Source organism: Pseudomonas sp. MLB6B, assembly GCF_054508135.1.
On the sequence record NZ_CP199313.1, the window covers coordinates 1,421,297 to 1,446,325 of the forward strand.

At 66.3% G+C, this 25,029-nt stretch carries 18 protein-coding genes; 7 read left to right on the forward strand and 11 right to left on the reverse strand.

What is annotated here, in order from left to right; translation table 11 throughout:
• The first annotated feature begins 124 nt into the window (after positions 1–124).
• The 6 genes from cobG (at position 125) to ACSMEV_RS06205 (ending at position 6,025) form a co-directional block, all read left to right on the forward strand.
• The gene (gene cobG, locus ACSMEV_RS06180; protein ID WP_459207652.1) at positions 125–1,456 is read left to right on the forward strand and encodes a precorrin-3B synthase; all 1,332 of its coding nucleotides are present in this window, start codon (positions 125–127) and stop codon (positions 1,454–1,456) included.
• Positions 1,449–2,075 carry a precorrin-8X methylmutase gene (locus ACSMEV_RS06185; protein WP_459207653.1) on the forward strand — a complete coding sequence of 209 codons (627 nt, stop codon included), beginning with the start codon at positions 1,449–1,451 and terminating at the stop codon, positions 2,073–2,075. Before cobG ends, ACSMEV_RS06185 begins: the two co-directional genes overlap by 8 nt.
• Complete coding sequence (locus tag ACSMEV_RS06190; RefSeq protein WP_459207654.1) at positions 2,072–2,806, forward strand: precorrin-2 C(20)-methyltransferase; 735 nt, start codon at positions 2,072–2,074, stop codon at positions 2,804–2,806. The genes ACSMEV_RS06185 and ACSMEV_RS06190 overlap by 4 nt, the downstream gene beginning before the upstream one ends.
• Positions 2,794–4,497 (forward strand): precorrin-3B C(17)-methyltransferase, encoded by a 1,704-nt coding sequence (gene cobJ / locus ACSMEV_RS06195; protein WP_459207655.1) that lies wholly within the window; start codon positions 2,794–2,796, stop codon positions 4,495–4,497. Before ACSMEV_RS06190 ends, cobJ begins: the two co-directional genes overlap by 13 nt.
• Positions 4,498–4,591: 94 nt before the next feature.
• Entirely contained in the window at positions 4,592–5,290 is a 699-nt protein-coding gene (locus ACSMEV_RS06200; protein ID WP_459207656.1) for a hypothetical protein, read from the forward strand.
• Positions 5,291–5,437: 147 nt separating this feature from the next.
• Positions 5,438–6,025: a hypothetical protein gene (locus tag ACSMEV_RS06205; RefSeq protein WP_459207657.1), complete on the forward strand. Its 588-nt coding sequence runs from the start codon at positions 5,438–5,440 to the stop codon at positions 6,023–6,025.
• 44 nt (positions 6,026–6,069) lie between these two features.
• On the opposite strand, the gene ACSMEV_RS06210 is transcribed toward ACSMEV_RS06205, so the two are convergent.
• The 7 genes from ACSMEV_RS06210 to prmA form a co-directional block, all read right to left on the reverse strand.
• Positions 6,070–8,829 carry a hybrid sensor histidine kinase/response regulator gene (locus ACSMEV_RS06210; protein WP_459207658.1) on the reverse strand — a complete coding sequence of 920 codons (2,760 nt, stop codon included), beginning with the start codon at positions 8,827–8,829 and terminating at the stop codon, positions 6,070–6,072.
• A gap of 136 nt (positions 8,830–8,965) precedes the next feature.
• The gene (purD, locus tag ACSMEV_RS06215) at positions 8,966–10,261 is read right to left on the reverse strand and encodes a phosphoribosylamine--glycine ligase (RefSeq protein ID WP_459207659.1); all 1,296 of its coding nucleotides are present in this window, start codon (positions 10,259–10,261) and stop codon (positions 8,966–8,968) included.
• A gap of 183 nt (positions 10,262–10,444) precedes the next feature.
• Positions 10,445–12,052, reverse strand: coding sequence for a bifunctional phosphoribosylaminoimidazolecarboxamide formyltransferase/IMP cyclohydrolase (purH, locus tag ACSMEV_RS06220; RefSeq protein ID WP_459207660.1), 1,608 nt, complete (start codon positions 12,050–12,052; stop codon positions 10,445–10,447).
• A 78-nt stretch (positions 12,053–12,130) separates the two neighbouring features.
• The gene (gene fis / locus ACSMEV_RS06225) at positions 12,131–12,451 is read right to left on the reverse strand and encodes a DNA-binding transcriptional regulator Fis (RefSeq protein WP_008093076.1); all 321 of its coding nucleotides are present in this window, start codon (positions 12,449–12,451) and stop codon (positions 12,131–12,133) included.
• Positions 12,448–13,461: a tRNA dihydrouridine synthase DusB gene (dusB, locus tag ACSMEV_RS06230; RefSeq protein ID WP_459207661.1), complete on the reverse strand. Its 1,014-nt coding sequence runs from the start codon at positions 13,459–13,461 to the stop codon at positions 12,448–12,450. The genes fis and dusB overlap by 4 nt, the downstream gene beginning before the upstream one ends.
• A gap of 127 nt (positions 13,462–13,588) precedes the next feature.
• Positions 13,589–14,923: a DUF3426 domain-containing protein gene (locus tag ACSMEV_RS06235; RefSeq protein ID WP_459207662.1), complete on the reverse strand. Its 1,335-nt coding sequence runs from the start codon at positions 14,921–14,923 to the stop codon at positions 13,589–13,591.
• A gap of 169 nt (positions 14,924–15,092) precedes the next feature.
• Complete coding sequence (gene prmA / locus ACSMEV_RS06240; RefSeq protein WP_459207663.1) at positions 15,093–15,977, reverse strand: 50S ribosomal protein L11 methyltransferase; 885 nt, start codon at positions 15,975–15,977, stop codon at positions 15,093–15,095.
• A 175-nt stretch (positions 15,978–16,152) separates the two neighbouring features.
• Between prmA and ACSMEV_RS06245 the strand changes: the two genes are divergently transcribed.
• Positions 16,153–20,061, forward strand: coding sequence for a type III effector 1 (locus ACSMEV_RS06245; RefSeq protein WP_459207664.1), 3,909 nt, complete (start codon positions 16,153–16,155; stop codon positions 20,059–20,061).
• Positions 20,062–20,118: 57 nt separating this feature from the next.
• Here ACSMEV_RS06245 and accC read toward each other — a convergent pair whose 3' ends face one another.
• From accC to ACSMEV_RS06265, 4 genes are all read right to left on the reverse strand, one after another.
• Positions 20,119–21,474 carry an acetyl-CoA carboxylase biotin carboxylase subunit gene (accC, locus tag ACSMEV_RS06250; protein ID WP_296269347.1) on the reverse strand — a complete coding sequence of 452 codons (1,356 nt, stop codon included), beginning with the start codon at positions 21,472–21,474 and terminating at the stop codon, positions 20,119–20,121.
• Positions 21,475–21,491: 17 nt separating this feature from the next.
• Positions 21,492–21,953, reverse strand: coding sequence for an acetyl-CoA carboxylase biotin carboxyl carrier protein (gene accB / locus ACSMEV_RS06255; RefSeq protein WP_413045430.1), 462 nt, complete (start codon positions 21,951–21,953; stop codon positions 21,492–21,494).
• Between the two features lie 94 nt (positions 21,954–22,047).
• Positions 22,048–22,500, reverse strand: coding sequence for a type II 3-dehydroquinate dehydratase (aroQ, locus tag ACSMEV_RS06260; RefSeq protein ID WP_459207665.1), 453 nt, complete (start codon positions 22,498–22,500; stop codon positions 22,048–22,050).
• Positions 22,501–22,663: 163 nt separating this feature from the next.
• Positions 22,664–24,445 carry a protein-disulfide reductase DsbD gene (locus tag ACSMEV_RS06265; protein WP_459207666.1) on the reverse strand — a complete coding sequence of 594 codons (1,782 nt, stop codon included), beginning with the start codon at positions 24,443–24,445 and terminating at the stop codon, positions 22,664–22,666.
• Positions 24,446–25,029: the final 584 nt, after the last annotated feature.

The following is a 25,029-nucleotide window of genomic DNA, read 5'->3' on the forward strand; positions in this document are numbered from 1 at the left end:
CTGAAATGTCTGTGCGCCATCATTGCCGGGCGCGCCGACGACGGCCCTCGACCACCGGCTTTTCATGCCGCCGGACAAAGCAGGCATAATACCGCGCCTTCTCCCCCGAAGCGCTCTTCGACGATTGCCGGATACTCCTTTGAAGCAGGCCCAGCCCCTCGACATTTCGCCTCGCCCCTCGGCTTGCCCTGGGTTGTGGCGCATCGTTGCCGCCCGTGACGGCGGCATCTGCCGCGTCAAGCTGCCCGGCGGCGCGCTGTCGGCTGCCCAGGCCGAAGCGGTGGCCGACGCCGCCGAGCGCTATGCGGGCGGCGTGATCGAGGCGACCAACCGCGCCAACCTGCAGATTCGCGGCATCGGCAGCGAGCACCCGGCCCTGATCCAGCACCTGCTCGACGCCGGCCTCGGCCCCCGCGAGGCGGCCGGCGACGACGTGCGCAACTTGATGCTCAGCCCACTGGCCGGTCTCGATCCGCAGCGCGTGCTGGACACCCGGCCCTTGGCCGCGCAGATCCTCGCACTGCTGGAGAACACCCCGGCGTTCCACCAACTGTCGGCCAAGTTCGCCGTGCAACTGGACGGCGGCGAGGCACTGGCGATGCTCGACCATCCCCATGACCTATGGTTGTCCGCGCTGACCCTCGACGGCGAGCCCTGGCTGGGCCTCGGCCTGGCGAGCTCACCGACGGCCGGCCCCGTACTCGGCGCCGTTCGCCCTGAACGTGGCCTGGACTTGGTACGCGCGGTGCTCGAAGGCTTCCTGACGCACGCCCGCGCCGACCAGTCGCGTATGCGCCAGATGCTCGAATGCATACCGGCAGACACCTTCGTACAGGGCCTTGCCCTCGACCTGCGCCGCGACCCCGCGGTGCTGGGCTGGCATCGCGCGCACCTGCCCGTGAGCTGGCTGGGCAGGCTGGCGCAGTCGAGCGGTAGCGCCTTGGGCGTGGCTCCGCCACTGGGCCGGCTGACCCCGGCGATGCTGCGCGGCGCCGCCCGCATCGCCCGTGAGTGGGGTGACGGCAGCCTGCGCCTGACCCCGTGGCAGAGCCTGGTGTTGCCCTCTCTCGACGAAGCGCGGCAGCCCGCCGCCATGGCCAAGCTGGCTGCGTTGGGCCTGCTCTGCGCCAACGACCAGCCGCTGGCGCGCCTGATCGCCTGTACCGGCACCCGCGGCTGCGCCAAGGCCCTGGCCGACACCAAGGCCGACGCCCGCGCCCTGGCGACCCTGCTCGGCCCCGGCGCACCGGCCAGCGTGCACCTGAGCGGCTGCCCGCGCTCCTGCGCCGCCGCCCACGTGGCGCCGGCCACCTTGCTGGCCCGTGGGCCGGGCCGCTACGACCTCTACTTGCGTGACCCGCATGTGCCGGGCTTCGGCCTGCTACGCGGGTCCGACCTTACCTTGAAAGACGCAGGCGCCTTGCTCGCCCTGCAGACGGAGCACCTTGATGATTGACTACATCCGCGACGGTCAGGAGATCTATCGCAATTCCTTCCGAATCATCCGTGAGGAAGCCCGCCTGGAGCGCATTCCCGCCGATCTGGAAAAGCTCGCCGTGCGGGTCATCCATGCCTGCGGCATGGTCGAGGCCATCGACGGTCTGCAATTTTCCGAAGGTGCCGGCCGCGCCGGGCGCGAGGCGCTGCAGGGCGGGGCGCCGATCCTGTGCGACGCGCACATGGTCGCCGAAGGCATCACCCGGGCGCGCCTGCCGGCCAACAACCCGGTCATCTGCACCCTGCGCGACCCCAGCGTGCCGGACTTGGCCAAGTCGGCCGGCAATACCCGCTCGGCGGTGGCGCTGGAACTGTGGCGGCCGCACCTGGAGGGCGCCGTGGTGGTGATCGGCAATGCGCCCACCGCATTGTTCTACCTGCTGGAGATGCTCGACGCCGGCGCCCCCAAGCCCGCGCTGATCCTGGGCTTCCCGGTCGGTTTCGTCGGCGCGGCGGAGTCCAAGGCCATGCTCGCCGCCGACAGCCGCGGCGTGCCGTTCGTGATCATGCAAGGGCGGCTGGGCGGCAGTGCCATGGCGGCGGCGGCGGTCAACGCCCTGGCCACGGAGGTGGAATGATGCAGCCGCGTGGACGCTTGCTGGGCCTGGGCGTCGGCCCGGGCGATCCGGAACTGATCACCGTCAAGGCCCTGCGCCTGCTGCGCGAGGCGCCCGTGGTGGCGTACTTCGTCGCCAAGGGCAAGCGCGGCAACGCCTTCGGCATCATCGAAGGGCACTTGCAGGCGCAGCAGACCTTGCTGCCGCTGGTGTACCCAGTGACGACGGAAGCGCTGCCGGCGCCGTTGTCCTACGAACAGATCATCAGCGACTTCTATGACGAAGCCAGCCTGCAGGTCGCCGCGCACCTGAATGCCGGCCGCGACGTGGCGGTGATCTGCGAAGGCGACCCGTTCTTCTACGGCTCCTACATGTACCTGCACGACCGTCTGGCCGAGCGCTATGAGGCGCAGGTGATTCCGGGCGTGTGCTCGATGCTCGGCGGCGCCTCGGTGCTCGGTGCGCCGCTGGTGTACCGTAACCAGAGCCTGTCGGTGCTCTCCGGCGTATTGCCGGCCGAGGCCCTGAAGCGGCGCCTGGCCGACGCCGATGCGGCGGTGATCATGAAGCTGGGCCGCAACCTGCCGAAGGTGCGCGACGTGCTGGTCGAATTGGGTATGGACGGCCGCGCGCTGTACGTCGAGCGGGCGACCATGGCCAACCAGCGCATCGTGCCGCTGGCCGAGGTCGATCCGCAGTCCTCGCCGTATTTCTCGCTGATCATCGTGCCGGGGGAAAAATGGCAGGGTTGAACCTCATGGCGCCGGCCATCGTCGTGCTCGGGCCGGGCAGCCTGGCGACCGCGCGCCGCGTGCAGGCCTGTTATCCACAGGCGTCGATCCACGGCTTGCAGGGACGGGTGGACGGCGTCGACCAGCCGTTCGAATCGTTCGGTGAGCACTTGCGCGCACTGTACCGGCAGGGCATGCCGATCCTGGCCCTGTGCGCTGCCGGCATCGTCATCCGCAGCCTGGCCGGCGTGCTCGGCGAAAAGGAAACCGAGCCGCCGGTGCTGGCCTTGGCCGAAGACGGCAGCGCGGTGGTGCCCTTGCTCGGTGGGCTGAGCGGCGTCAACCGCATGGCCCGCGAGCTGGCCGCGCACTTGCAGGTGCAGGCGGCGATCACCACCAGCGGCGAGCTGCGCTTCGGTACCTGCCTGCTCAACCCACCGCCGGGTTACGTGCTGGCCGACCTGGAGCAGGGCAAACGCTTCGTCTCCGATCTGCTCGCCGGTGAGCGACTGCGCATCGAGGGCCAGGCACCTTGGCTCGATGCCGCGCAACTGCCGTGCAGCGAGCAGGCGCAGCGCATCTTGCATGTTGGGTGGCAGGCGCGACCGAACAACCGCGACGAACTATCGATCCACAGCCGCTGCGTGCTGGTGGCGGTCGGTGCGGACACGGACGATCTGGTCGCGCAGGTGCGCCACGCCTTGCAGATCGCAGGCGTTGCAGCGCCGGCCCTGGCATGCCTGCTGGCGACCGACGCACAAATGGCCGACCCGGCTCTGCATGCCGCCGCCGACGCCTTGCAGGTCCCGTTGCGCTTTGCCGCAGGCGCCGACGGCCTGGAGCAATGGCTGGCCAGCGCGCTGCCCGAGGCGACCTGCCAGCGGATCGGCACGCTGCACGTGGTCGTGGCCCCGGCGCCGCTTTCGGTCGAGCGGATCGGCGTGCGCCGCGGTCGTCTGTCGGTGGTGGGCCTCGGCCCCGGTGCCGCGCAGTTGATGGTGCCGGCAGTGAAGCAAGCCCTGGCCGCCGCCCAGGACGTGCTCGGCTACGAAACCTACGTGCGCATGGCCGGCCCGTTTCGCGACGACCAGCGCCTGCACTGCACCGACAACCGCGAAGAGCTGCAACGTGCCGGACATGCCTTCGAACTGGCCGCTCAGGGTCGTTCGGTGGTGGTGGTGTCATCGGGCGATCCTGGCGTATTCGCCATGGCCGCCGCAGTGCTCGAAGCGCTGCACGCTTCGAGCGAGCCGAGCTGGCACCGGGTCGAATTGGAGATACTGCCCGGCGTTTCGGCGTCGCTGGCCACCGCGGCCTGGGCCGGCGCCCCGTTGGGGCACGACTTCTGCGTGATGTCGCTGTCGGACAACCTCAAGCCCTGGTCGATCATCGAGACCCGCCTCGACCTCGCGGCCCAGGCCGACCTGGTGCTGGCCTTCTACAACCCGATCTCCAAGTCCCGCCCGCATCAGCTGGGGCGGGCGCTGGAGGTGGTACGCCGACACCGCGCGGGCGAGACGCCCGTGGTACTGGGGCGCGACGTCGGCCGGCCCGGCGCGACCCTCAAAGTGGTGAGCCTTGAGGAATTGACGCCCGACATGGTCGACATGCGCACCATGGTCCTGGTCGGCTCTTCGACCACCTGCGCTTTCCCGCGCGCCGACGGCAGCCAATGGGTCTACACCCCACGCTGGTACCCCACGCCGCCCTGAGCCAGGGAAACGTTTCGAGCCGCCATCTTCGCGCCGGTCTTTCTAGAGTGGGCCCCCCGTCCAGAACGGACGGGCTTACTTGAGGAAACCAGCCATGAACGATACGTCCAAAACCCCCACCACCGAAAATACGGCCGCGTTGGTCGACACCGTCGTCACCACCTACCGTGCCGGCATGTCGACCCAGAATCGCCTGGATGCGCAGAACAGCTTCCAGTTCGCCGCCCTGGCGGCCAGCGCCGAGTTCAGCCGCAAGGAGCAGCGCGAGGAGTGGTTCGAGCGCATGCTGGAAGTGATGCGCACGTGCGGTTGGAGCGTGCAGGAGCGCGCCTATGACAAGCAGACCGCTTCCAATACCAGCATCACCGTAGGCTCGGTAGCCTTGAATGTCTTTGGCGCAGTGGGCCGCGCAGCATTGGGCGGCCCCATCGGCCAAGCCTTGGGTGCGTTGGCCGAGCAAGCCTTCAGTGGCCTGGAAGCCATGACCAAGGACGTCGAAGTGTTCTTGTCCAAGAGAAAGAACACGCTGCACGGCCTGACCGGCATCGTCGGCTGCGTCGAGTCCGAGGGCTCGCTGTACATGGTGGTCAGTGCCGTGGACGTCAAGACCCCGGACAACGACCTGGATGTGCTGGGCATCAACGTCCACATCGAAGGCAACGAGTTCTACAAGGGCACTGCGGTGCTGACGTTCAACGCTGCGGTCTATGCCAACGTGCGCGAAGACATCCTCGGCAAACTGGGCGCCCATGCCACCCAAGGTGTCTTGGCCATCAAGCTGCCTCAGCTCTGAGCCACGCTTTTTCGGGTCTGCGGGCGCAGGCGCCTGCCAGGCATTCCCGCTTCACTGAATAGACGACGCAGCACGCCCTGTGCTGCGCCGGAGGTGCATATGGATACACCAGGGGCTGCCGTAGTGGGCAGTAGCATCGTTTCATTCATGCCACACATCGACCAGACTCGGCGCGAGTCGGTCATGCTGGCGCTGTTGATGGCCGAGCAGAGCACCGCGCAGGCGCACAAGGAGGGGGTGGTCACGGATTGGTTCGACTACTACCGCAGGCAGTTGCAGTTCTACGGGTGGGATGCGCTCAGCGCCGAGCAGGTGCACTGGCCGGACGAGCAGCGCAAGCGCATACGCGACAAGGCGCTGATGGCGATCGGGCAGGTGGCCGGCGAGCAGCATGTCGACGCCATGCGCCTGGCCTACGCAGGGTTGCACGGCGCGCCGCCGACGCTGTTGCAGTTCGAGCGCAGCGCCATCGAGTGCGGCAGCTTCCGCCTGCTGCCCTGCGCGCCGAGCGGCGGAGGTCGGGTCGACATGGTGCTGTGCCATGAGACGCTGACGGCACAGTCCAGCACGCTCGGCTTTCTCTTCGACGAACAGCGTAAGACCCGCGTCAGGGCCGAGTTGGTCAGGTTCAACGTACGCTTGTTCGAACAACAGCATCGGACGAAAGTCGCCAAGGCCTTGGCCGCTCAGCAAAGTCGGCAGATCCGTGAGTTTCGGCTCGAGCCTTCGACTTGAATCCCAGCCCCTCTTCGGCGACGGTGCCCGACGGGTACGCAGACCTAGGCGCCGTCGGCGGGCGGCTTTTGTCCGGCCCAGCGCTGGATCAACTCGCGCAACTGCGAGAGCTCGACGGGTTTGGCCATGTGTCCGTCCATGCCCGCCGCCTTGGCCCGTTCCTTGTGCTCGCTGAGGATGTGCGCGGTCAACGCCACCACGGGTGTGCGGGCGCGCAGGTTCGCGGTCTCCCAGGCACGCAGCTGTTCGGTGGCGGAGAAGCCGTCGAGCACCGGCATTTCGCAGTCCATCAGCACCAGGTCGTAGCGCTGCGACTTCATCGCCTGTAGCGCTTCGTCGCCATTGCTGGCGGTATCCGGCTCCAGGTTGAGCTTGCCCAGCATGCCGCGGATCACCTTGGTGGAGATGCTGTTGTCTTCGGCGACCAGAATGCGGAAGTCGCTCGGCAGCGCCAGTGTCGCCCCAGGGCCGAGCGCCGGCGCCGGTCCGGACTGCTCGCGGCCGCGCTGGGCCAGCTCTTCGGCCAGGGTGGTCTTCAGCGTGTAGCCGGCCACCGGTTTGGCGAGGATGCGCTTGATCCCGGCATTGCGCGCGATGATCTTGCTCGGCGCGTTGCTGATGCCGGTCAGCATCACCACCAGGATGTCGTGGTTCAGGCTCGGGTCTTCCTTGATCTTGGTGGCCAGTTGCATGCCGGTCATGCCGGGCATGTTCTGGTCGAGCAGGACCGCGTCGAAATAGTCGCGCAAGTGCGCCTTGGTACGCAGCAACGCCAGCGCTTCCTTGCCCGAAGGCACTGCGCTGACGTTCATGCCCCAAGCGGTGCACTGCTGCACCAGCACCTTGCGGCAGGTGTCGTTGTCATCCACCACCAGCACACGGGCGTCGCGCAGCGGACCATCGAGGTCGGTGGTGGGCTGCTCCAGGCGCGCTGGGTCCAGCGGCAGGGTCAGCCACAGGTTGTTGCCGACGCCGGTACTGGTCTTGATGCCGAACTCGCCGTCCATCAGGCCGATCAACTGCTTGGCGATGACCAGGCCCAAGTGGCCGCCAAGCTTGTTGCTCGAGAGGAACTGATGGCTGTGCAACTCGGCCTGCAGCAAGGCTTCGCGTTCGGCGCGCGGCATCGGTTCGCCGCTGTCCTGCACGGTGATGCGCAGGCGCGGTTGCTCGCTGCGCTGATCGAGCGCGACGACCAGCAACACCTCACCCTGTACGGTGTTCTTCACGGCGTTTTCCAGCAGGCTCGACAAGGCCTGGCGCAGCCGTGTCGGATCGCCGCTGATCACCTGTGGCACTTGCGGATGGACGAAGCTGATCAGCTCGATGTTCTGCTGCTCGGCCTTGCCGCGGAAGATGTTCAGGCAGTCTTCCACCAAGGCGTTGAGGTCGAACTGCACATCGTCCAGTTCGATCTGCCGCGACTCGAGCCGGGACAGGTCGAGAATCTCGTTGATCAGGGTCAGCAGTTCGTTGCCGGCGCTGTGGATGGTCTGCACGTAGTCGCGCTGTTTGACCGACAAGGGGGTGCCGAGCAGCAGTTCGGTCATGCCCAGCACGCCGTTCATGGGTGTGCGGATTTCATGGCTGATCTTGGCCAGGAACTCGGCCTTGGCATTGATCTCGGCGTCGCTGGCGGCCAGGGCGCGGCTGGCGCGGAAGCGCTCTTCGCTGATCCGCCACAGACGCTCGCTGACGGCGAAGTTGAGCAGCAGGCCGCTGAGTACCGCCAAGCCCATGAGGATGCACAACAGCCAGGGGGTAGGCGTGCGGGTCAGGCCGAGCAGGGCCGGCAGCAACACCAGGCCCCCCGCGTTGAAGATCAGCATGGCCAGGCTGAACGGTCGCGCCGGTGCGTAGCCGCGGTGCCAATGGCAGAGACCGACCAACAGCATGGTGGCGCTGCTGAGGATCGATAGCCCGTAGGTGATCGCACTCAGCGGCAGGGTATCGACGAACAACAGCAGCAGGCCGCCAAGGCCGGTGGCCACCATTTCGACCTGCAATACGCGGCGCAGCCGTGGGATGCCACAGGCGGCGAAATAGTGCAGGGTGAAGTACAGCCCAGCCATGCCGGCCAGAACCAGGGTCAGGTAGGCCGCTGGAGTCTGGGCGCTGTGCCAGAGCTGCCACCAGGGCCCGCTGAGGTTGAGCAGGATCAGCGCGCTGAGCAGCATCAGCGCATGGTACAGGCCCAGCACCAGCGCGGTGGTCGAACGGGTCTTGCCGAAACGCGCCAGGTTGTCGAGGATCAGCATCAGCATGCCGCCGATCAAAAGGCCGAAGAGCAATGGCAGGCGTTGGTCGGAGGCCGCCTCGGCAGGCGATTCCAGACTGATCGCGGGGCGCAGCTGATGCTCGGACACCAGCCGCAGGTACAGCTCCAGCGGGCGCTCGCTGCTGGGCAACGGCAGCACATGTTCGCTGCCGCGCAGGGTCGGGCTGCCGCCATCGATCTGCACGCCGTGGTGCCATTGGCGCACGATCTTGCCGCCATCCAGGGCATACAGATCCAGGCGGGAAAGGTCGGGGGCGAACAGGCGCAGCAGGCGTTGCGAGTCGCCGGGCTCGAGGCGGTAGTGCAGCCACAACGCTTGGTCGGGGCTGGCGGCATCGAGCTGGTCGAGCGCTTGCGGGCTGAATTGATTGAGGTAGCGCGCCGAGCGTACGTCGCTCAATTGCAGGTTGGCCTGCTCGTCGAGCAGCATCGACCAGCCTTCACGTTCCTCGGCCAGGGCCGGAAGCAGGCTCAGTGCGGTCAGCAGGCTGACGATCAGGGCAATGGCAATCCGAAGCCGACGCAAGACGAAATCCCTTCTTAGCTCAATAGCCGGTTGGCCACTATGCGCGGCGCGTCTGCACGAACACAAGGCCGACCGCGCAGGCTCGGCCGGTCGGGCGCCGCGCAGCCTGGAGCGCCGCGCGACGCGATACCCAGGCTCAGTCGTGGTGCTCGCCACGTTCGCGGGCGATGGCGCGGTAGCCGATGTCGGTACGGTAGAAGCTTTGCTCCCAGCTCACCAGCCCGGCTAGACGATAGGCCTGTTCCTGCGCCAGCGCAACGCTCTCGCCCAGGGCCGTAGCGCACAGCACGCGACCGCCGTTGGCCACGACGTTGCCGTCTTGCAATGCGGTGCCGGCATGGAAGACCTTGCCGTCGAGCTTGGCTGCCGCCAGCAGACCCTCGATGACCTGGCCCTTGGCGTAGTCGCCCGGATAGCCACCGGCCGCCAGCACCACGCCCAGGCTCGGCTGCGGGTTCCACTGCGCTTCGACCTTGTCCAGGGCTTTGGCGAACGCCGCTTCCACCAGCAGCACCAGGCTCGACTCCAGGCGCAGCATGATCGGCTGGGTTTCCGGGTCGCCGAAGCGGCAGTTGAATTCGATGACCTTGGGGTTGCCGGCCTTGTCGATCATCAGCCCTGCATAGAGGAAACCGGTGTAGACGTTGCCTTCCTCGGCCATGCCGCGCACGGTGGGCCAGATCACCTGGTCCATCACCCGCTGGTGCACCTCGGCAGTGACCACCGGGGCAGGGGAGTAGGCACCCATGCCACCGGTGTTCGGGCCAGTGTCCTTGTCGCCGACGCGCTTGTGGTCCTGGCTGGTGGCCATGGGCAGCACGTTGTGGCCGTCGACCATGACGATGAAGCTGGCTTCTTCGCCGTCGAGGAATTCTTCGATGACCACCCGCGAACCGGCATCGCCGAACGCATTGCCGGCCAGCATGTCACGCACTGCATCTTCGGCTTCCTGCAGCGTCATGGCGACGATCACGCCTTTGCCCGCCGCCAGGCCGTCGGCCTTGATGACGATGGGCGCGCCTTTCTCTCGCAGGTAGGCCAGGGCCGGCTCGATCTCGGTGAAGTTCTGGTATTCGGCGGTAGGGATCTTGTGACGAGCCAGGAAATCCTTGGCGAAAGCCTTGGAGCCTTCCAGTTGCGCGGCGGCCTGGGTGGGGCCGAAGCAGTCCAAGTTGCGGCTGCGGAACAGGTCGACCACGCCTTTGACCAGCGGCGCTTCCGGGCCGACGATGGTCAGTTGCACGTTCTGCTCGGCGAAGTCCGCCAGCTGTTCGATGGCGGTGACGTCGATGGCGACGTTCTCGCACTTGGCCTCGGTGGCAGTGCCGGCGTTACCGGGCGCGACGAAGACCTTCTCAACGCGCGGATCCTGCGCGACTTTCCAGGCCAGGGCGTGCTCACGCCCACCACTGCCAATGATCAAAACGTTCATGTCAAAAACCTCGAATGCTGTCGGGCGTGGGTCCAGGCCTCACGCTGTACAAGGTCGCGATGAGGCAGGTAGATGCAAGGCGGGGCCGGTTTCGCTGAGCGGAGTTGCCTCCTGGCAATGAGCATCAGCGAAACCGGCCCCAACGCAGCAGATGCCTGCCTCAGCGCGGCCGATCGCAAAAACTCAGTGGCGGAAATGGCGCATGTTGGTGAAGACCATGGCAATGCCGGCTTCATCGGCCGCTGCGATCACTTCGGCATCGCGCATCGAGCCGCCCGGTTGGATCACCGCGCTGATGCCCGCCTTGGCGGCATTGTCGATGCCGTCGCGGAACGGGAAGAACGCGTCCGAGGCCATGACCGCGCCCTGCACCTGCAACCCGGCGTGCTCGGCCTTGATCGCGGCGATGCGCGCAGAGTTGACGCGGCTCATCTGGCCGGCGCCGACACCGATGGTCTGGCGCTGCTTGGCGTAGACGATGGCGTTGGACTTGACGAACTTGGCCACTTTCCAGGCGAACACCAGGTCGTGGATTTCCTGTTCGGTCGGGGCGCGTTTAGTGACGATCTTCAGGTCGTCGGCGCTGATCATGCCGTTGTCGCGGCTCTGCACCAGCAGGCCACCGTTGACCCGCTTGAAGTCCCAACCGGCGGCGCGCTCGGCCGGCCATTCGCCGCACTCGAGCAAACGCACGTTCTGCTTGGCGGCCACGACGTCGCGGGCGGCCTGGGAAATTTTCGGCGCGATGATCACTTCGACGAACTGCCGCTCGACGATGGCTTGGGCAGTGGCGCCGTCCAGCTCGCGGTTGAAGGCGATGATGCCGCCGAAGGCCGACTCGCTGTCGGTGGCGTAGGCCAGCTCGTAGGCCTGGCGGATGCCGCCGTCTTCGTCGGGCACCACGGCCACGCCGCACGGGTTGGCATGCTTGACGATGACGCAGGCCGGCTTGACGAAGCTCTTCACGCATTCGAGCGCGGCATCGGTGTCGGCCACATTGTTGAACGACAGTTCCTTGCCTTGCAGCTGGACGGCGGTGGAAATGCTCGCCTCGCCCTTGTTGGCTTCGACATAGAACGCCGCGCTCTGGTGCGGGTTCTCGCCGTAGCGCATTTCCTGGGCTTTGACGAACTGGCTGTTGAAGGTGCGCGGGAAGGCGCTGCGCTCTTCGGTGCCGAGGGTGTCGCGGGACTGATCGATGGTGCCCAGGTAGTTGGCGATCATGCCGTCGTACGCGGCGGTGTGCTCGAACGCCTTGAGCATCAGGTCGAAGCGCTGGGCGTAGGTCAGGCCACCGGCCTTGAGGCCGTTGAGGACGCTGGCGTAATCGCTGGCGTTGACTACGATGGCGACGTCTTTATGGTTTTTCGCTGCCGAACGCACCATGGTCGGGCCGCCGATGTCGATGTTCTCGATGGCGGTCGGCAGGTCGCAGCCGGGCTTGGCGATGGTGGCTTCGAACGGATACAGGTTCACCGCGACCAGGTCGATCGGCTGGATGCCGTGCTCGGCCATGATGGCGTCGTCGGTGCCGCGACGGCCCAGGATGCCGCCATGGATCTTGGGGTGCAGGGTCTTGACCCGGCCGTCCATCATTTCGGCGAAGCCGGTGTAGTCGGCCACTTCCACCGCGTTCACGCCGTTGTCCTTGAGCAGCTTGTAGGTGCCGCCGGTGGACAGGATCTCGACCCCGAGCTGTTGCAGCTCACGGGCAAATTCGAGGATCCCGGTCTTGTCGGAGACACTGATCAGGGCGCGGCGAATTGGCAGGCGGGTAGTCTGGTCGGTCATTTCGGATTCCATAACGCGGTGGAGTCAGCAAAAAAGGCGTCTCTTATCAGGAGCCGCCTTTTCGGGTTGGATTCTGGCCTAGAGCAGGTCGTACTGCTTGAGCTTCTTGCGCAGGGTGCCGCGGTTGAGGCCGAGCATCTCGCTGGCCTTGGTCTGGTTGCCCTTGACGTAATTCATCACACTTTCCAGCAACGGCGCCTCGACCTCCGAGAGCACCAGGTTGTACACGTCCGTGACAGTGGCGCCTTCGAGGTGGGCGAAGTAGTTGTGCAGCGCCTTTTCGACGCTGTCGCGAAGGGTCTGGCCTTCTTCGCTCGGCGTGTTGAGGTGCTGTTTCAGGTTGGCGTTGTCGCTCACGGGCGTTGTTCCACTCACTAATGTCTCGGTCATCATCGTCATGCGGCCACCCCTCGTCCGTCCTCTGTCTCAAGGTGCTCTCGACGCGCCTGGAAGTACGCGGCAACGTCGTCGCGTTGGGCCTGCGTGTCTTGCAGCGCGTTGAACCGGGCGCGAAATTCCTTGCCGCCGGGTCGTGTCGCCAGGTACCAGCCGACGTGCTTGCGGGCGATGCGTACGCCCATCACCTCGCCATAGAAGGCGTGCAGCGCGGCCAGGTGCTCCAGCAGGATGCGTTCCACTTCGTCCAGCGCCGGGGCCGGCAGGTGCTCGCCGGTTTCCAGGTAATGCGCGATTTCGCGAAAGATCCATGGCCGCCCCTGGGCGGCGCGGCCGATCAACAGCCCGCTGGCGCCAGTGGCCTGCAGGACATCGCGGGCTTTTTCGGGCGAGGTGATGTCGCCGTTGGCGAAGACCGGGATCGACACCGCCTGGGCGATGGCCGCGATGGTGTCGTATTCGGCTTCGCCGGTGTACAGGTCGGCCCGGGTACGGCCATGCACCGCCAGGGCCTGGATGCCTGCCTGCTCCGCGATCTTCGCCACGTTCAGGCCATTCTTGTTCGCCCGGTCCCAACCCGTGCGGATTTTCAGCGTGACCGGCACGTCCACCGCGCCGACCACGGCGTGGAGGATGTCCCTGACCAGCGTTTCATCTCTCAATAAAGCAGAGCCTGCGGCTTTGTTGCAGACTTTTTTCGCCGGGCAGCCCATGTTGATGTCGATGATTTGCGCGCCCGCTTCGACATTGGCGCGGGCCGCCGCGGCCAGCATCTGCGCGTCGCCACCGGCGATCTGTACCGAGCGCGGCTCGGGATCGCCTTCGTGGATACGGCGCAGACGCGACTTGCGGCTATTCCACAGGCTCATGTCGCTGGTGACCATCTCCGACACCACCATACCCGCGCCCAGGCGCTGGCAAAGCGTGCGAAAAGGCTGGTCGGTGACCCCGGCCATCGGCGCAAGGATCAGGTTGTTGTTCAGTGTGTAAGGGCCGATGCGTACCGCCGACATAGGTGTTCCCTGTTGTGGGGCCGGATCATGGGAGTTCGAAAAAGGGTGGGCATGATACCCGCTCTCGGTGACTGGATAAAGACGGAATTGGATAAAATCTGAGCAATTGGAAGGGTGTCGGCCCGTCTCACTCCGGCGACCGGAAGCTCAAACTGTAGTTCACCGCCTTCGGCCCCGGATCGAGGATGTCCAGGGCGATGTGGATCGGTGTCTGGCTGGGCATGTCGCCGCGCCCGGCCAGCTCTCCGGAAAGGTATTCGCTGGGCTTGAAGCGTCGGCTGGCGATCAGTTGGCCGTTGAGGTCGGCGAAGCGCAGTTCGAGCTGCGGGAACGGCTGGCTGAACGGCGCTCGGTTGTAGATGATCGCGTCGACGATCAGCGCGCCTTTGAAGTCGGGGTGGCTGCGCACCACCAGGTTGCTGCTCTTGATGCGCTGTACGTCCACGCGGGTCGGCACGCTGCAGCCCACCAGCGGGCAGACCTGCTGGAACAGCGGGCGGTAGCTGTCCTGCCGGGCCAGTTCGTCGAAGTGGTAGGCCACGTATTGGTAGGCCAGCAAACCAAGGGCCAGCACGCATGCCAGGCCCCATAGCAAACGCCGGCCCCAGCGTGGCGGTGGCGCTTCCCAGCCCAATTGCAGCGGGTCGTCGACCACGTCGATCAACGGTTCGCTGCGAAGGCTGCGCGATGGACGTGGGCCGAGGCTCGGTTCCAGGCGCTCTTCGGGGTCTTGTTCGGGGCTCGGCTCGTCGGCCTCCTCATGGGCAGACAGGCGTTCGCCATGGGGTTCGTCGTCCAGAGCACTGAGGCTACCCAGAGACGCCAAGTGTTCTTCGGGCAGCGGCCGGCCTAGACGCGGCTGCTCGTCGGGGAGCGGTTCCGGCGCGACGGCGTCCAGGCGCAAGGTCGGCTCGGTGCGCGGATCGTCGTGGCGCTCGTCGGCTTGCGGGGTTTCCACCAGGGTGGGCACCGGGGCGAGGGGCAGCGCAGGCTCATCGGCATGGCCGCGCTCGGCGATGCCGAAGGGTTCGTGCAGGTGTTCGTCGAGCCCGGCATCGTCGCGCCGCGCCTGCAAGGGCGTGCGCTGAGCCGTGTGGTCGGCAGGCGCGGCGACGTGCCGTCGCTCCAGGTTGGCCAGTGCCTGGTCGAGGTCCAGGGCGTCGAGCGCCGAATGGGTGGCGTCCCAGTCGGCCTGGCTCGACGCGACGGGTGCTACCGCCACGGGCGGCAGACTCGGCTCGGGGGTGCTCGCCGCCGGCGCCGCAGGCGGCAGACCCTCGGCGGCGGCCGCCAGCGCCTGACCGGTGGCCGCCTGGCTCTGCTCCAGCAACTGCCGAGCCGCGCTGAACACGTGCAAGCATTGACCGCAGCGCACCACGCCACGGGCCACGCTCAACTGGTGATGCGTCACGCGAAAGCGCGTTTGGCATTGCGGGCACTGGGTGACGAAACTGTCGGTCATGCGGCGATCCGTGAAGGTGGGCGGAAAGTGATTTTAGACGTTGCGCAACACCGAAGCGGTGGCGGGCGGCCATGCGAGCCCAGGCCCGCCACCCACGCACCTTGGGCGCTCGGCGCACCCGGCCGGCACCGTGCGCAGGCGCGGCGCACGACCCCGCACCTGGCGAGTTTCACGCCCCGCGGCGGCGGCCACTGATACGCACCCAGCCGTCGCGCTCGGCGATCGGGTCGAGCTCGAACGCGTCCGCATAGGCGGCAGCCACTTCTTCGCCCTGTTCGGCGAGGATGCCCGACAGCGCCAGCAGCCCGCCTTCGCGCACCAGCCCGGCCAGTTGCGGGGCCAGCGACACCAGCGGCCCGGCCAGGATGTTGGCGACCAGTACGTCGGCCTGCATGGCCGGCATGTGCTCGGGCAGATACAGGGCCAGACGCTGCTCGGCGATGCCGTTGCGTCCGGCATTGTCCCGCGAGGCTTCCAGCGCCTGGACGTCGATGTCGGTGCCGACCGCTTCGCGCGCGCCCAGCAGCAGTGCGGCGATGGCCAGAATCCCCGAGCCGCAGCCAAAGTCCAGTACCTGCGTACCTTGCAGTTGTTGGCCGTCGAGCCACTCCAGGCACAGCGCCGTGGTGGGATGGGTACCGGTGCCGAAGGCCAGGCCTGGGTCGAGCAGCAGATTGACGGCCTCGGGCTCGGGCGCGTCGTGCCAGCTCGGCACGATCCATAGACGCCGACCGAAACGCATGGGCTGGAAGTTGTCCATCCAGCTGCGCTCCCAATCCTGGTCTTCGATCACCTCGGCCTGGTGCTCGGGCAGCGCGGCGCCGGTGAGCAATTGCAGGTGGGCGAACACCGCCTGCGGCTCGGCGTCGGCTTCGAATAGCGCCAGCAGGTGGGTGTTGGACCACAGTGGCGTGGTATTCAGATCGGGTTCGAAGATGGGCTGGTCTTCGGCGTCCATGAACGTGACCGACACGGCGCCGACTTCGAGCAGCGCATCTTCGTAGGTTTCGGCTTGTTCCGGGCTGATGGCCAGGCGTACTTGCAGCCAGGGCATGGCGGGTACCTTAGAAAAATCGACGGGGCAGCAGCAGGGCTGCGCAAAGCGCGCAGTCTACGCCAGGCACCGGGAAATGGGGAACTCCCGCGCCGGGCGAGCAATAAATAGCCCTTGCCCAGGCAGTACCGGGCGCAGGGTAACGGCCCTTTCGTCTGCCTGGAGCCTTCCCCCTATGAGCACATCGACCGATACCCCGCTGGTACCTTCCTCCCTTGCCGCGACACTCGACCGGCTGGTGGCATGGGCCGCGTACGTCGAACCGCGCCTGCGTGCCCAACCGCGTTTCCTCGAAGTGCTGGAGGAGCAGGTCGGCATCGAACTGCGCACTTACTTCCCTGGGCCGATCGACCCGCGCTTCGCCCAGGACATGCTCGACGCCGCCCTGCTGCGGCACATCAACCAGGCGCCGGTGGTCTACGACCAGGCCCTGCATGCGCCCTGGCGCTGGGAAGATCTGAGCGTCCAGGAAATCCCCGAAGAGCGCCGCGAAACCACCGTGCAGCTGGTCGAAAGCGTCGGTAGCCGGCTACTGGAGCACTACGAAGACGCCGTACGTCGCTATTGGAGCCCTACGCCGGCGGGCATCGACGCGGCCGAGGACTACCGGCTGCGCATCGACGCCTGGCTGGACGCCCACCTCCAGGCCATGGGCGACGCCTTGCAGCCGCACGCCCTGGCCGGCATGGATGCGTCAGGGGCGCGCCTGCTGATCGAATCGTTGCAGCAGGCCTGGCACGAGCAGGCGGTGCTGCCGGCCCTGGCCACCGACGAGGAGCGCGAGGCCATCGACCGCCTGAGCCGGACGCAACTGCCGGACTGGCGCAAACAGCTCGACGAGGCGCAGAGCGCGCGCCTCACCGAAGCGCTCGAGCTGTGGCGCGCCGCCGAACACCACGCCATGGTGTTATTTTCACCCGTGATCGACCTGCAAGCCCATGTACGTCAACGACTCGGTGAAGCGCTGCGCGAGCAGTACGACAACGAGCTCTCCCCCGATCTGATCCGCCTGCGCCTGCTGCGTCGAGATGCCGCCGACCGCCCACCCATCGAACTCACGCTGAGCGAACTGGCCAGCTGCGGTGCGCTGGACCTCGACCAGCTCTACCAAGTCGCTGACATCAGTAGCGCCGTACGCCTGGGCATGGTGCCGACGGCCGAGCAGGTCCAGCAGTTGCTGTCGGGCGCCGCCTACCGGGCCGGCTACCCCGAGACGCTGCGTCAATACGCCGCCCTCTCCGAGGTCAATAGCGCGCTGCTCGATGCGGCCGATCTGGCGCTCAAGTACAGCGCACTGGTCGGCGCTTGCGCCGGGCACATGACCGACGCCCAGCACGCACGTGTGCTGGAGGCGGCGGCCGGCATCGGAACCGGGGTCGCGGTCAATGGCGTGCGGGTGTTCGAAGCGCTGTGCGCCGACCTGCGCGTGTTCACCCTGAGCGGTGACGAGGGTATGCCGCAGACCTTGCTGCTCCACGCACCCGGCAAACCCGACGGGCAGGAATGGGTAGTGCTGCGTTCGCCTTTGCAGTTGTCCGAAGAGTTGGTCGGCTGGCTGCGCGAGGCGCCGGGGCGCGCCTATGTACAGGCGCAGGTGCCCTTTGCCGAACGCGAGCGGGTGGCCCAGGCGATCGAGGCGGTGGTGGAAAAACCCAGCGGCTGGTCTACCGAACAAGAACACTTGCGCCCCTTCGGCGATTATCGCCAAGCGCTCGAGCACGGCGTACGGGCGCGTCGCCAGGCCCGGCTCGACGAGGTCTTGGCCCGCCAGGTTCCGGCCTGGTACAGCGCCCTGGCGCTGGAAGAACAGCGAGCGATCAACCTGCTGCGCCAGCAGGCGAGCCATGCAGAACGAGACTTCGCCGATGCCCTGGGCGGCTGGCAGAGCTTCCAGGACTACGCGCGTGGCGCCATCGCCCAGGCCATCGAACCTTACCTGCGCAGCAAGGGGGTGAGCGAGGCGGTCGATCCCGAGTCGATCATCATCGATTACCGGCCAGGCCTGGCGGACGGCCGCACGGTTTCGTTCAATCTGGTCGATCTGGTGAGCTTCGGCTACGACGACAACAGCGGCATCGATCATCCAGAGCATGGCGTGCGCTCAAGCGTTGGCCAGGACTTGTCCGCTCTGCGCAGTGCCGACCTGGCGCGCTACGCGCGGCGCGCCTATCTGGGCGAAAGGTACGCGGCGGCGATGCGCGCCCGGCACCTGCAAGCCGCCGACTACGGCCTCAAGCGTCAGACCTTCGCCCGCGCCCTGGCCACCGGTATGGATCGGGACGTGCGCGAGGCCCTGGCCAGGGGGCACATCGACCGTGCCACGTACGAGGGGCTGATGGCCCGGATCAATGCCTTGGCCGCGACCGCTACCCTGGACTTGCCCCAGGACACTGCCGAAACCGTACTGGATACCTCCGGCCTGGTCCGCCTCACCCTGGACGACGCGCCAGTCCTGGGCGTCTACGTGTTCCGCTGGATGCGGGACGGCGAAGCCCAGGACTGGCTGTACACCCCCGCCGCCCCCGACGGCGTCCAGCTTCGCCCCTACGCCGCGCTCGACCGGGCGGCAGGCGGTTCGCTGCGCGAGTATCTGCTGGTGCGCGCGCGCCTCAGCCAGCATGCGGCCGTACTGAAGCGTTTGCAGGCCCTGGCCAGCGGCAGCGGCCACCGCGATGCGCTGCGCCGGCTCAACCAAGTGGCGGGCCTGGCGAACGAGTACGACCTGTACATCGAGCATGCGCTGGCGGATATCGAGGACGCCACCGCCAGCCGCGCCGAGGTGATCCGCGACCAGGTGATCAAGGGCTTGCTGTTCGCCGCGCCGCTGAGCATGGTCTACCCACCTTTCGCCGCGTTCATCGGGGCCTGGTTCGTGGTGGCGCCGCTGCGCGAGGCGGTGATCGCCCACACCAAGGGCGACACGGCGCGCGCGTTGCAAGCCTGGCTGGAGGTGTCGTGGGGCGCGCTCGGTCTGTTGGCGCACCTGCCCGGCGCGAGCCTCAAGGCGGTCAAACCGGTGGTGCGCGGCCTGGGCCAGCGCTGGCTACGGCCACGCCCGGCGCTGAGCCAATCGATGCGCCGACCCGATGTGCGCCTCGACCGGCACTGGGCGGTGCAGAAGGCGCCGCAGACCTTGCACGAAGTGGGTGAGGAGGGCATCTGGGCCGGCACCTGGCGTTCCACGGCCACGGCCGATGCGGCCGATGCCGAGTACTTCATCCGCCAGCAGGGCCGCCTGTTCAAGGTCGAATACGACAGCGCCCACGCCACCCTGCGCGTGGTCAAGGGTAATAACCCCGGTAGCTATCACCGCCAAGCCGTGGTTCTGGGGCCACAAGGGCGCTGGCTACCCAACAGCAGCGGCTTGCGTGGCGGCGCGCCGGTGCGCGATGGTGGGCGTATCACCCAGCCCCGGCAGATCACCGCCGGCGCCGGCCAGCCGGACAGCCGCCGTGGTGCGCTGCAAGGCGAGGCGGTAGTGGCGCGTTTGAGCCGCGAAGCCGACGACGACTACCTGTTCACCCTCAACGCCCAGACCTGCGTGGCCGTGTCGCTGTACAACCCCACCACCCAGGCCGGTGCGGTGATCCACTTCGATCACAACATCAAGCCCCTGATCGAGCAGTCGGTGCGCGGGGTGCTGGCACGCATCCGCAGTCAAGCCTCGGACAGGATCAGCGCGGTGATGGCGGGCGGCGATTGGCTGGGCAGTGAAAGCATCGGCGAGCCGGTGCGCGCCGTGTTGCGCCAGAACGGTCTGCGGCCGACCTGGGAGCACTGGTCCTGGTCCAGCTGTTTCGGCAACACCTACGGCATGACCCTGGACCTGCGTACCGGCCTGACCCGGGTCTATACCATGAACGGCGACCTGGTCGACCGTGTGCTCACCCCGCTGATGCGCTCGGCGCAGCAGGGCGCGCCGGGTCCGCTGGCGCTGCGCGCACGGCAGTTCATGGCCCGGGTGCGGTCCGAGCCGCTGGTGCAGGGCAGCGATGGCGTCGTGCGCAACCGTGCGGGTGTCGCGGTGGGCAGTGCCGGTTACCAGACGCATTCCATCAGTCTGGTGGAACTCAGCGGCCTGTGAAAACGACAGCCCCGGCGCAAGGCCGGGGCTGTCTGGGGTCATCGCATTACCGCTCGATCAATCCTGGTTGGCCAGTTTGTGCTCGAGGTAATGGATGTTGATGCCGCCTTTGCAGAAACCTTCGTCGCGCACCAGATCGCGGTGCAGCGGGATGTTGGTCTTGATGCCGTCGACGACGATCTCGTCCAGGGCATTGCGCATGCGTGCCAGGGCTTCTTCGCGGTCTTTGCCGTAGACGATCAGCTTGCCGATCAGCGAATCGTAGTTCGGCGGTACCGAATAGCCGCTGTACAGGTGCGAATCGACCCGCACGCCGTTGCCGCCCGGGGCGTGGAAGTGCTTGACGGTGCCGGGGGAGGGGATGAATTTCTTCGGGTCCTCGGCGTTGATCCGGCACTCCAGCGAATGGCCACGGATGACCACGTCTTCCTGGCGGTACGACAGCTTGTTGCCAGCGGCGATGCTGAGCATCTCCTTGACGATGTCGATACCGGTGACCATTTCCGAGACCGGGTGCTCGACCTGGACGCGGGTGTTCATCTCGATGAAGTAGAAGCTGCCGTTCTCGTACAGGAACTCGAAGGTGCCCGCGCCGCGGTAGCCGATCTCGATGCACGCGTCCACGCAGCGCTTGAACACTTCCTGGCGCGCGGTTTCGTCGATGCCCGGGGCCGGCGCTTCTTCCAGGACCTTCTGGTGGCGGCGTTGCAGCGAGCAGTCGCGGTCACCCAGGTGGATGGCGTTGCCCTGGCCGTCGGAGAGCACCTGCACTTCCACGTGGCGTGGGTTGGTGAGGAATTTCTCCAGATACACCATCGGGTTACCGAACGCCGCACCGGCTTCGGTACGGGTCAGTTTGGCCGAGGCGATCAGATCCTCTTCCTTGTGCACCACGCGCATGCCACGACCACCGCCGCCGCCGGCGGCCTTGATGATCACCGGGTAGCCGACCTTGCGGGCGATCTCCAGCGCGGCGTCTTCGTCTTCGGGCAGCGGGCCGTCGGAGCCCGGTACGGTCGGCACGCCCGACTTGATCATGGCGTGCTTGGCCGAGACCTTGTCGCCCATCAGGCGGATGGTGTCGGCTTTCGGGCCGATGAAGGCGAAGCCGGATTTCTCGACCTGCTCGGCGAAGTCGGCGTTTTCGGCCAGGAAGCCGTAGCCGGGGTGGATCGCCGTGGCGCCGGTGACTTCGGCCGCCGCGATGATCGCCGGAATGTGCAGGTACGACTTGTTGGACGGCGCCGGGCCGATGCACACCGATTCGTCCGCCAGGCCCAGGTGCATCAGTTCGCGGTCGGCCGTGGAGTGCACGGCGACGGTCTTGATGCCCAGCTCTTTGCAGGCACGCAGGATACGCAGGGCGATTTCACCCCGGTTGGCGATCAGGACTTTTTCGAGCTTCCCAGACATCGTTGGCTCTCCGCGCTTCAAACGACGGTGAACAGCGGCTGATCGAACTCAACCGGCTGACCGTCTTCGACCAGGATGGCATCGATGACGCCACCGATGTCGGCTTCGATGTGGTTCATCATCTTCATGGCTTCGACGATGCACAGGGTGTCGCCCTTCTTCACCGATTGACCGACTTCGGCGAAATTCGGCGAGGTCGGCGATGGCTTGCGGTAGAAGGTGCCGACCATCGGCGAGCGGATCACGGTGCCTTTGAGCGCAGGCGCGGCGGCTTCGCCAGCCGGCGCGGCAGCGACCGGTGCGGCAGCGGCGGCAGGCGCAGGGGCGGCCATCGGGGCGGGTGCGTAGAACTGCTGGCCGGCCGGGGTCTTGCTGTGACGGCTGATGCGGACGGACTCTTCGCCTTCCTTGATCTCCAGCTCGTCGATGCCAGACTCTTCCAGCAGCTCGATCAGTTTCTTGACTTTACGGATATCCATTAAGCGACTCCCAGGATTCGGTCGGGGGTGTAAATTGAAAACGTATCAGCAACGTTCAGTCGAAGCCGCGGCCCAAGGCCACGGCCGTGTGTCATCAGGGCTGTGCGCGCGCAGCCAGGTGTTCGAACGCGGACTCCAGGGCCAGGCGATAGCCGAGGGCGCCCAGGCCGCAAATCACGCCAACCGCCACGTCGGAAAAATACGAGTGCTGACGGAACGGTTCGCGCTTGTGCACGTTGGACAGGTGCACTTCGATGAATGGGATGCTCACCGCCAGCAATGCGTCACGTAGCGCGACGCTGGTGTGGGTGAACGCCGCCGGATTGATCAGGATGAAATCGACGCCTTCGTCGCGTGCGGCGTGGATGCGTTCGATCAGTACGTGCTCGGCATTGCTCTGCAAGGCGTGCAGGCGGTGGCCCTGAGCCTGGGCGTGTTGCTCCAGGTCCTGATTGATCTGCGGCAGCGTAGCGGCGCCATAGTGGCCTGGCTCGCGGGTGCCCAGCAGGTTCAGGTTGGGGCCATGCAGCACCAATAGGGTTGCCATCTGCGATTCCTTGGTTTTGTAGGGCAATTCGACACAGCGCGGCGACTATGCCGCAAACCGCTTTGAGTGTCCAGTTCCCGGCAATAGTCAGCACGATGACCGAGGTTCGGCCAAAGTACGTGACTAAAAGCCAGAAATGGGTCATTTAGATGACGACGGCGCGTCAGGGCTGGAGTTTGCTGCGCACTCGGCTCAGGGTGGCCACGAAGTCGTCGACGTTCACTTCGCCTACCACACGGTCTGTACGCAGTTCGTCGCCGTTCGCCGCAAAGAACAGCAGCGCGGGTGGGCCGAACAGGCCGTAGCGGTCGAGCAGGGCGCGCTGTTCGGCGTTGCTCTGGGTGATGTCCAGGCGCAGCAGGGTGAAATCGTTCAAAGGTCGTTGCACCGCCGGGGCGTTGAGCACCTCGTGTTCGATCACTTTGCAACTGATGCACCAGTCGGCGTACCAATCGAGCAGCACCGGGCGGCCGGCGGCCTTGGCCTCGGCCAGCGCGACGTCGAGCGCGGCCGGCGTGCTCAGGGTCTGCCAGCGTCCGGCGCTGGCGGCGGTTTGGGCTGTGCCGGGCGCCGTGGCCTGTGGCAAGGGCCGCAATGGGTCGCCCTGGCCGCTCAGCGCGCCGTACCAGCACGCCAATCCGTATGTGAGCAACAGCAGGCCCAGCAGTTGCGCCAGGCGCTGGCGCGGGGTCTTCACCTGCGCCCACTCCAGGGCGCCGAGGAACAGCGCTACGCCCACCGCCAGCAAGCCCACCAGCAACAGCGTCGCCGGCCCCGGCAGCACGCGGCTGAGCAGGCCGATGGCCAGCCCCAGCAACAGCACGCCCACGGCATTCTTCACGGTGTTCATCCAGGCGCCGCTCTTGGGCAGCCAGGCCGCGCCGCCCACGCCGACCAGCACCAGCGGCGCGCCCATGCCAAGCCCCAGGGCGAACAGCTTCAGCGCACCGCCCAAAGCGTCGCCGCTGGCGCTGATGTACAAGAGGGCGCCGGCCAGCGGCGCGGACACGCAGGGCGAGACCAGCAGGCTCGACAGCACCCCCAGCACCGCCGCGCCCAGCAGCGAGCCACCACGGGTGCGCTGGGCCACGCCGTCCAGACGGTCGCTCAACCGTTGCGGCAGCTTGATCTCGAACAAGCCGAACATGGCCAAGGCGAAGAGCACGAAGAACAGCGCGAAGGGCACCAGCACCCAAGGCGATTGCAGTTGCGCTTGCAGGTTAAGGCCCGCGCCGAACAGCCCCATCAGTGCCCCCAGCACTGCGAAGCTCGCCGCCATGGGCACCACGTAGGCAAGCGACAGCGCCAGCCCACGGCCGCCGCCCACCTGCCCGCGCAGCACCACGCCCGACAGGATCGGCAGCATCGGCAGCACGCAGGGGGTAAAAGTCAGGCCGACACCGGCGAGGAAGAACAGCAGCAGCGACTTCCAGCTCCAGCCCTCTTCGGGCGCAAGGCCTGTGGCGCCTGGGGCGGGGCCGTCGCCGGGAATGCTCAGACGCTGCGTCTGCGGTGGGTAGCACAGGCCCTTGTCGGCGCAGCCTTGGTAGCCTACCAACAGGGTGAAGGCTTGCGGCACGTCCTGGCGCGGCACGCGGATGTCGACCACATCGTGGTACACCTCGACGTCGCCGAAGAACTCGTCGTGCTTGGGCTGGCCTGGTGGAATCTGCGCCGTGCCCAGGGCCAGGCCCGCCGGTTCGCTGTGGAACTGGAAGCGATGTTTGTACAGGTAATAGCCGTCGGTGGCGACGAAGCGCAGGGTCACGCTCTGCGCGTCGCTCTTGACCAGGCTCAGTTGGAAGGCCTGCTCGACCGGCAGGAAGTCGGCCTGGTTGCTGCCGGGCGCTGCGCCCAGGGTGGCGCTCGGGCGATCGTCGAGCAGCCCGGCGGCGAAGGCGGGGCTGGCCAGCAGCAGGATCAACAGGAAAAACAGGCGGCGCATGGCGGACTCGCTAGGTGGAACGTGCGCGCATGATAGCGGAGGTTTGAAGGGCGGGTGTAAATTGAGAGCGATAAGGACGTCAAGTCGTAGGCGCTAGCTTTATCGTTGCCTTAAAAAAATCTAGTTGGTTTGACAGCCAAAGTTTCCAGTCTTCAATGCAGCACGTTCCATAGTATGGTTCGACATTTGTATTTATAGTTTATTATATATGTGTGGCGCTAAAAATGGTTGCTGGTGAGCGCGATATACATAAGTTGGACTGATCAACGTGAGTGGGCGAATTGATTGAAGCCCAAGCTCAGTGCCTAGTTTGAAGTTTAGTGGCTCCCAGGCTTTTGGTTAATTAATTCAATAAAGCCTAATTTGAGATTTGTAGAAAATTGATGCGCGGTCACTTTATTGTAGATTTATATGCGGGTTTGGCAATGTTTTCGGAGGTGCGGGCTTTTCGAGGCGTGCTGAAGAAGAGTTGAATGCTGTTTCTTATCGAATGAAAATACGGCCGCGTAAGCGCTTTGGATTTATATGTAAGATCGAATCCGTCATCGAGTGTTAGGGTGTGCCATGAGTCACTCGCTTTGCTG

Excerpts from the sequence above, each read along its gene's own strand:
- ACSMEV_RS06185 (WP_459207653.1), top strand. The coding sequence starts at position 1,449 with ATGATTGACTACATCCGCGACGGTCAGGAGATCTATCGCAATTCCTTC.
- ACSMEV_RS06190 (WP_459207654.1), top strand. The coding sequence starts at position 2,072 with ATGATGCAGCCGCGTGGACGCTTGCTGGGCCTGGGCGTCGGCCCGGGC.
- cobJ (WP_459207655.1), top strand. The coding sequence starts at position 2,794 with ATGGCAGGGTTGAACCTCATGGCGCCGGCCATCGTCGTGCTCGGGCCG.
- ACSMEV_RS06200 (WP_459207656.1), top strand. The coding sequence starts at position 4,592 with ATGAACGATACGTCCAAAACCCCCACCACCGAAAATACGGCCGCGTTG.
- ACSMEV_RS06205 (WP_459207657.1), top strand. The coding sequence starts at position 5,438 with ATGCCACACATCGACCAGACTCGGCGCGAGTCGGTCATGCTGGCGCTG.
- purD (WP_459207659.1), bottom strand. The coding sequence starts at position 10,261 with ATGAACGTTTTGATCATTGGCAGTGGTGGGCGTGAGCACGCCCTGGCC.
- purH (WP_459207660.1), bottom strand. The coding sequence starts at position 12,052 with ATGACCGACCAGACTACCCGCCTGCCAATTCGCCGCGCCCTGATCAGT.
- fis (WP_008093076.1), bottom strand. The coding sequence starts at position 12,451 with ATGACGATGATGACCGAGACATTAGTGAGTGGAACAACGCCCGTGAGC.
- dusB (WP_459207661.1), bottom strand. The coding sequence starts at position 13,461 with ATGTCGGCGGTACGCATCGGCCCTTACACACTGAACAACAACCTGATC.
- ACSMEV_RS06235 (WP_459207662.1), bottom strand. The coding sequence starts at position 14,923 with ATGACCGACAGTTTCGTCACCCAGTGCCCGCAATGCCAAACGCGCTTT.
- prmA (WP_459207663.1), bottom strand. The coding sequence starts at position 15,977 with ATGCCCTGGCTGCAAGTACGCCTGGCCATCAGCCCGGAACAAGCCGAA.
- ACSMEV_RS06245 (WP_459207664.1), top strand. The coding sequence starts at position 16,153 with ATGAGCACATCGACCGATACCCCGCTGGTACCTTCCTCCCTTGCCGCG.
- accC (WP_296269347.1), bottom strand. The coding sequence starts at position 21,474 with ATGTCTGGGAAGCTCGAAAAAGTCCTGATCGCCAACCGGGGTGAAATC.
- accB (WP_413045430.1), bottom strand. The coding sequence starts at position 21,953 with ATGGATATCCGTAAAGTCAAGAAACTGATCGAGCTGCTGGAAGAGTCT.
- aroQ (WP_459207665.1), bottom strand. The coding sequence starts at position 22,500 with ATGGCAACCCTATTGGTGCTGCATGGCCCCAACCTGAACCTGCTGGGC.
- ACSMEV_RS06265 (WP_459207666.1), bottom strand. The coding sequence starts at position 24,445 with ATGCGCCGCCTGTTTTTCCTGTTGATCCTGCTGCTGGCCAGCCCCGCC.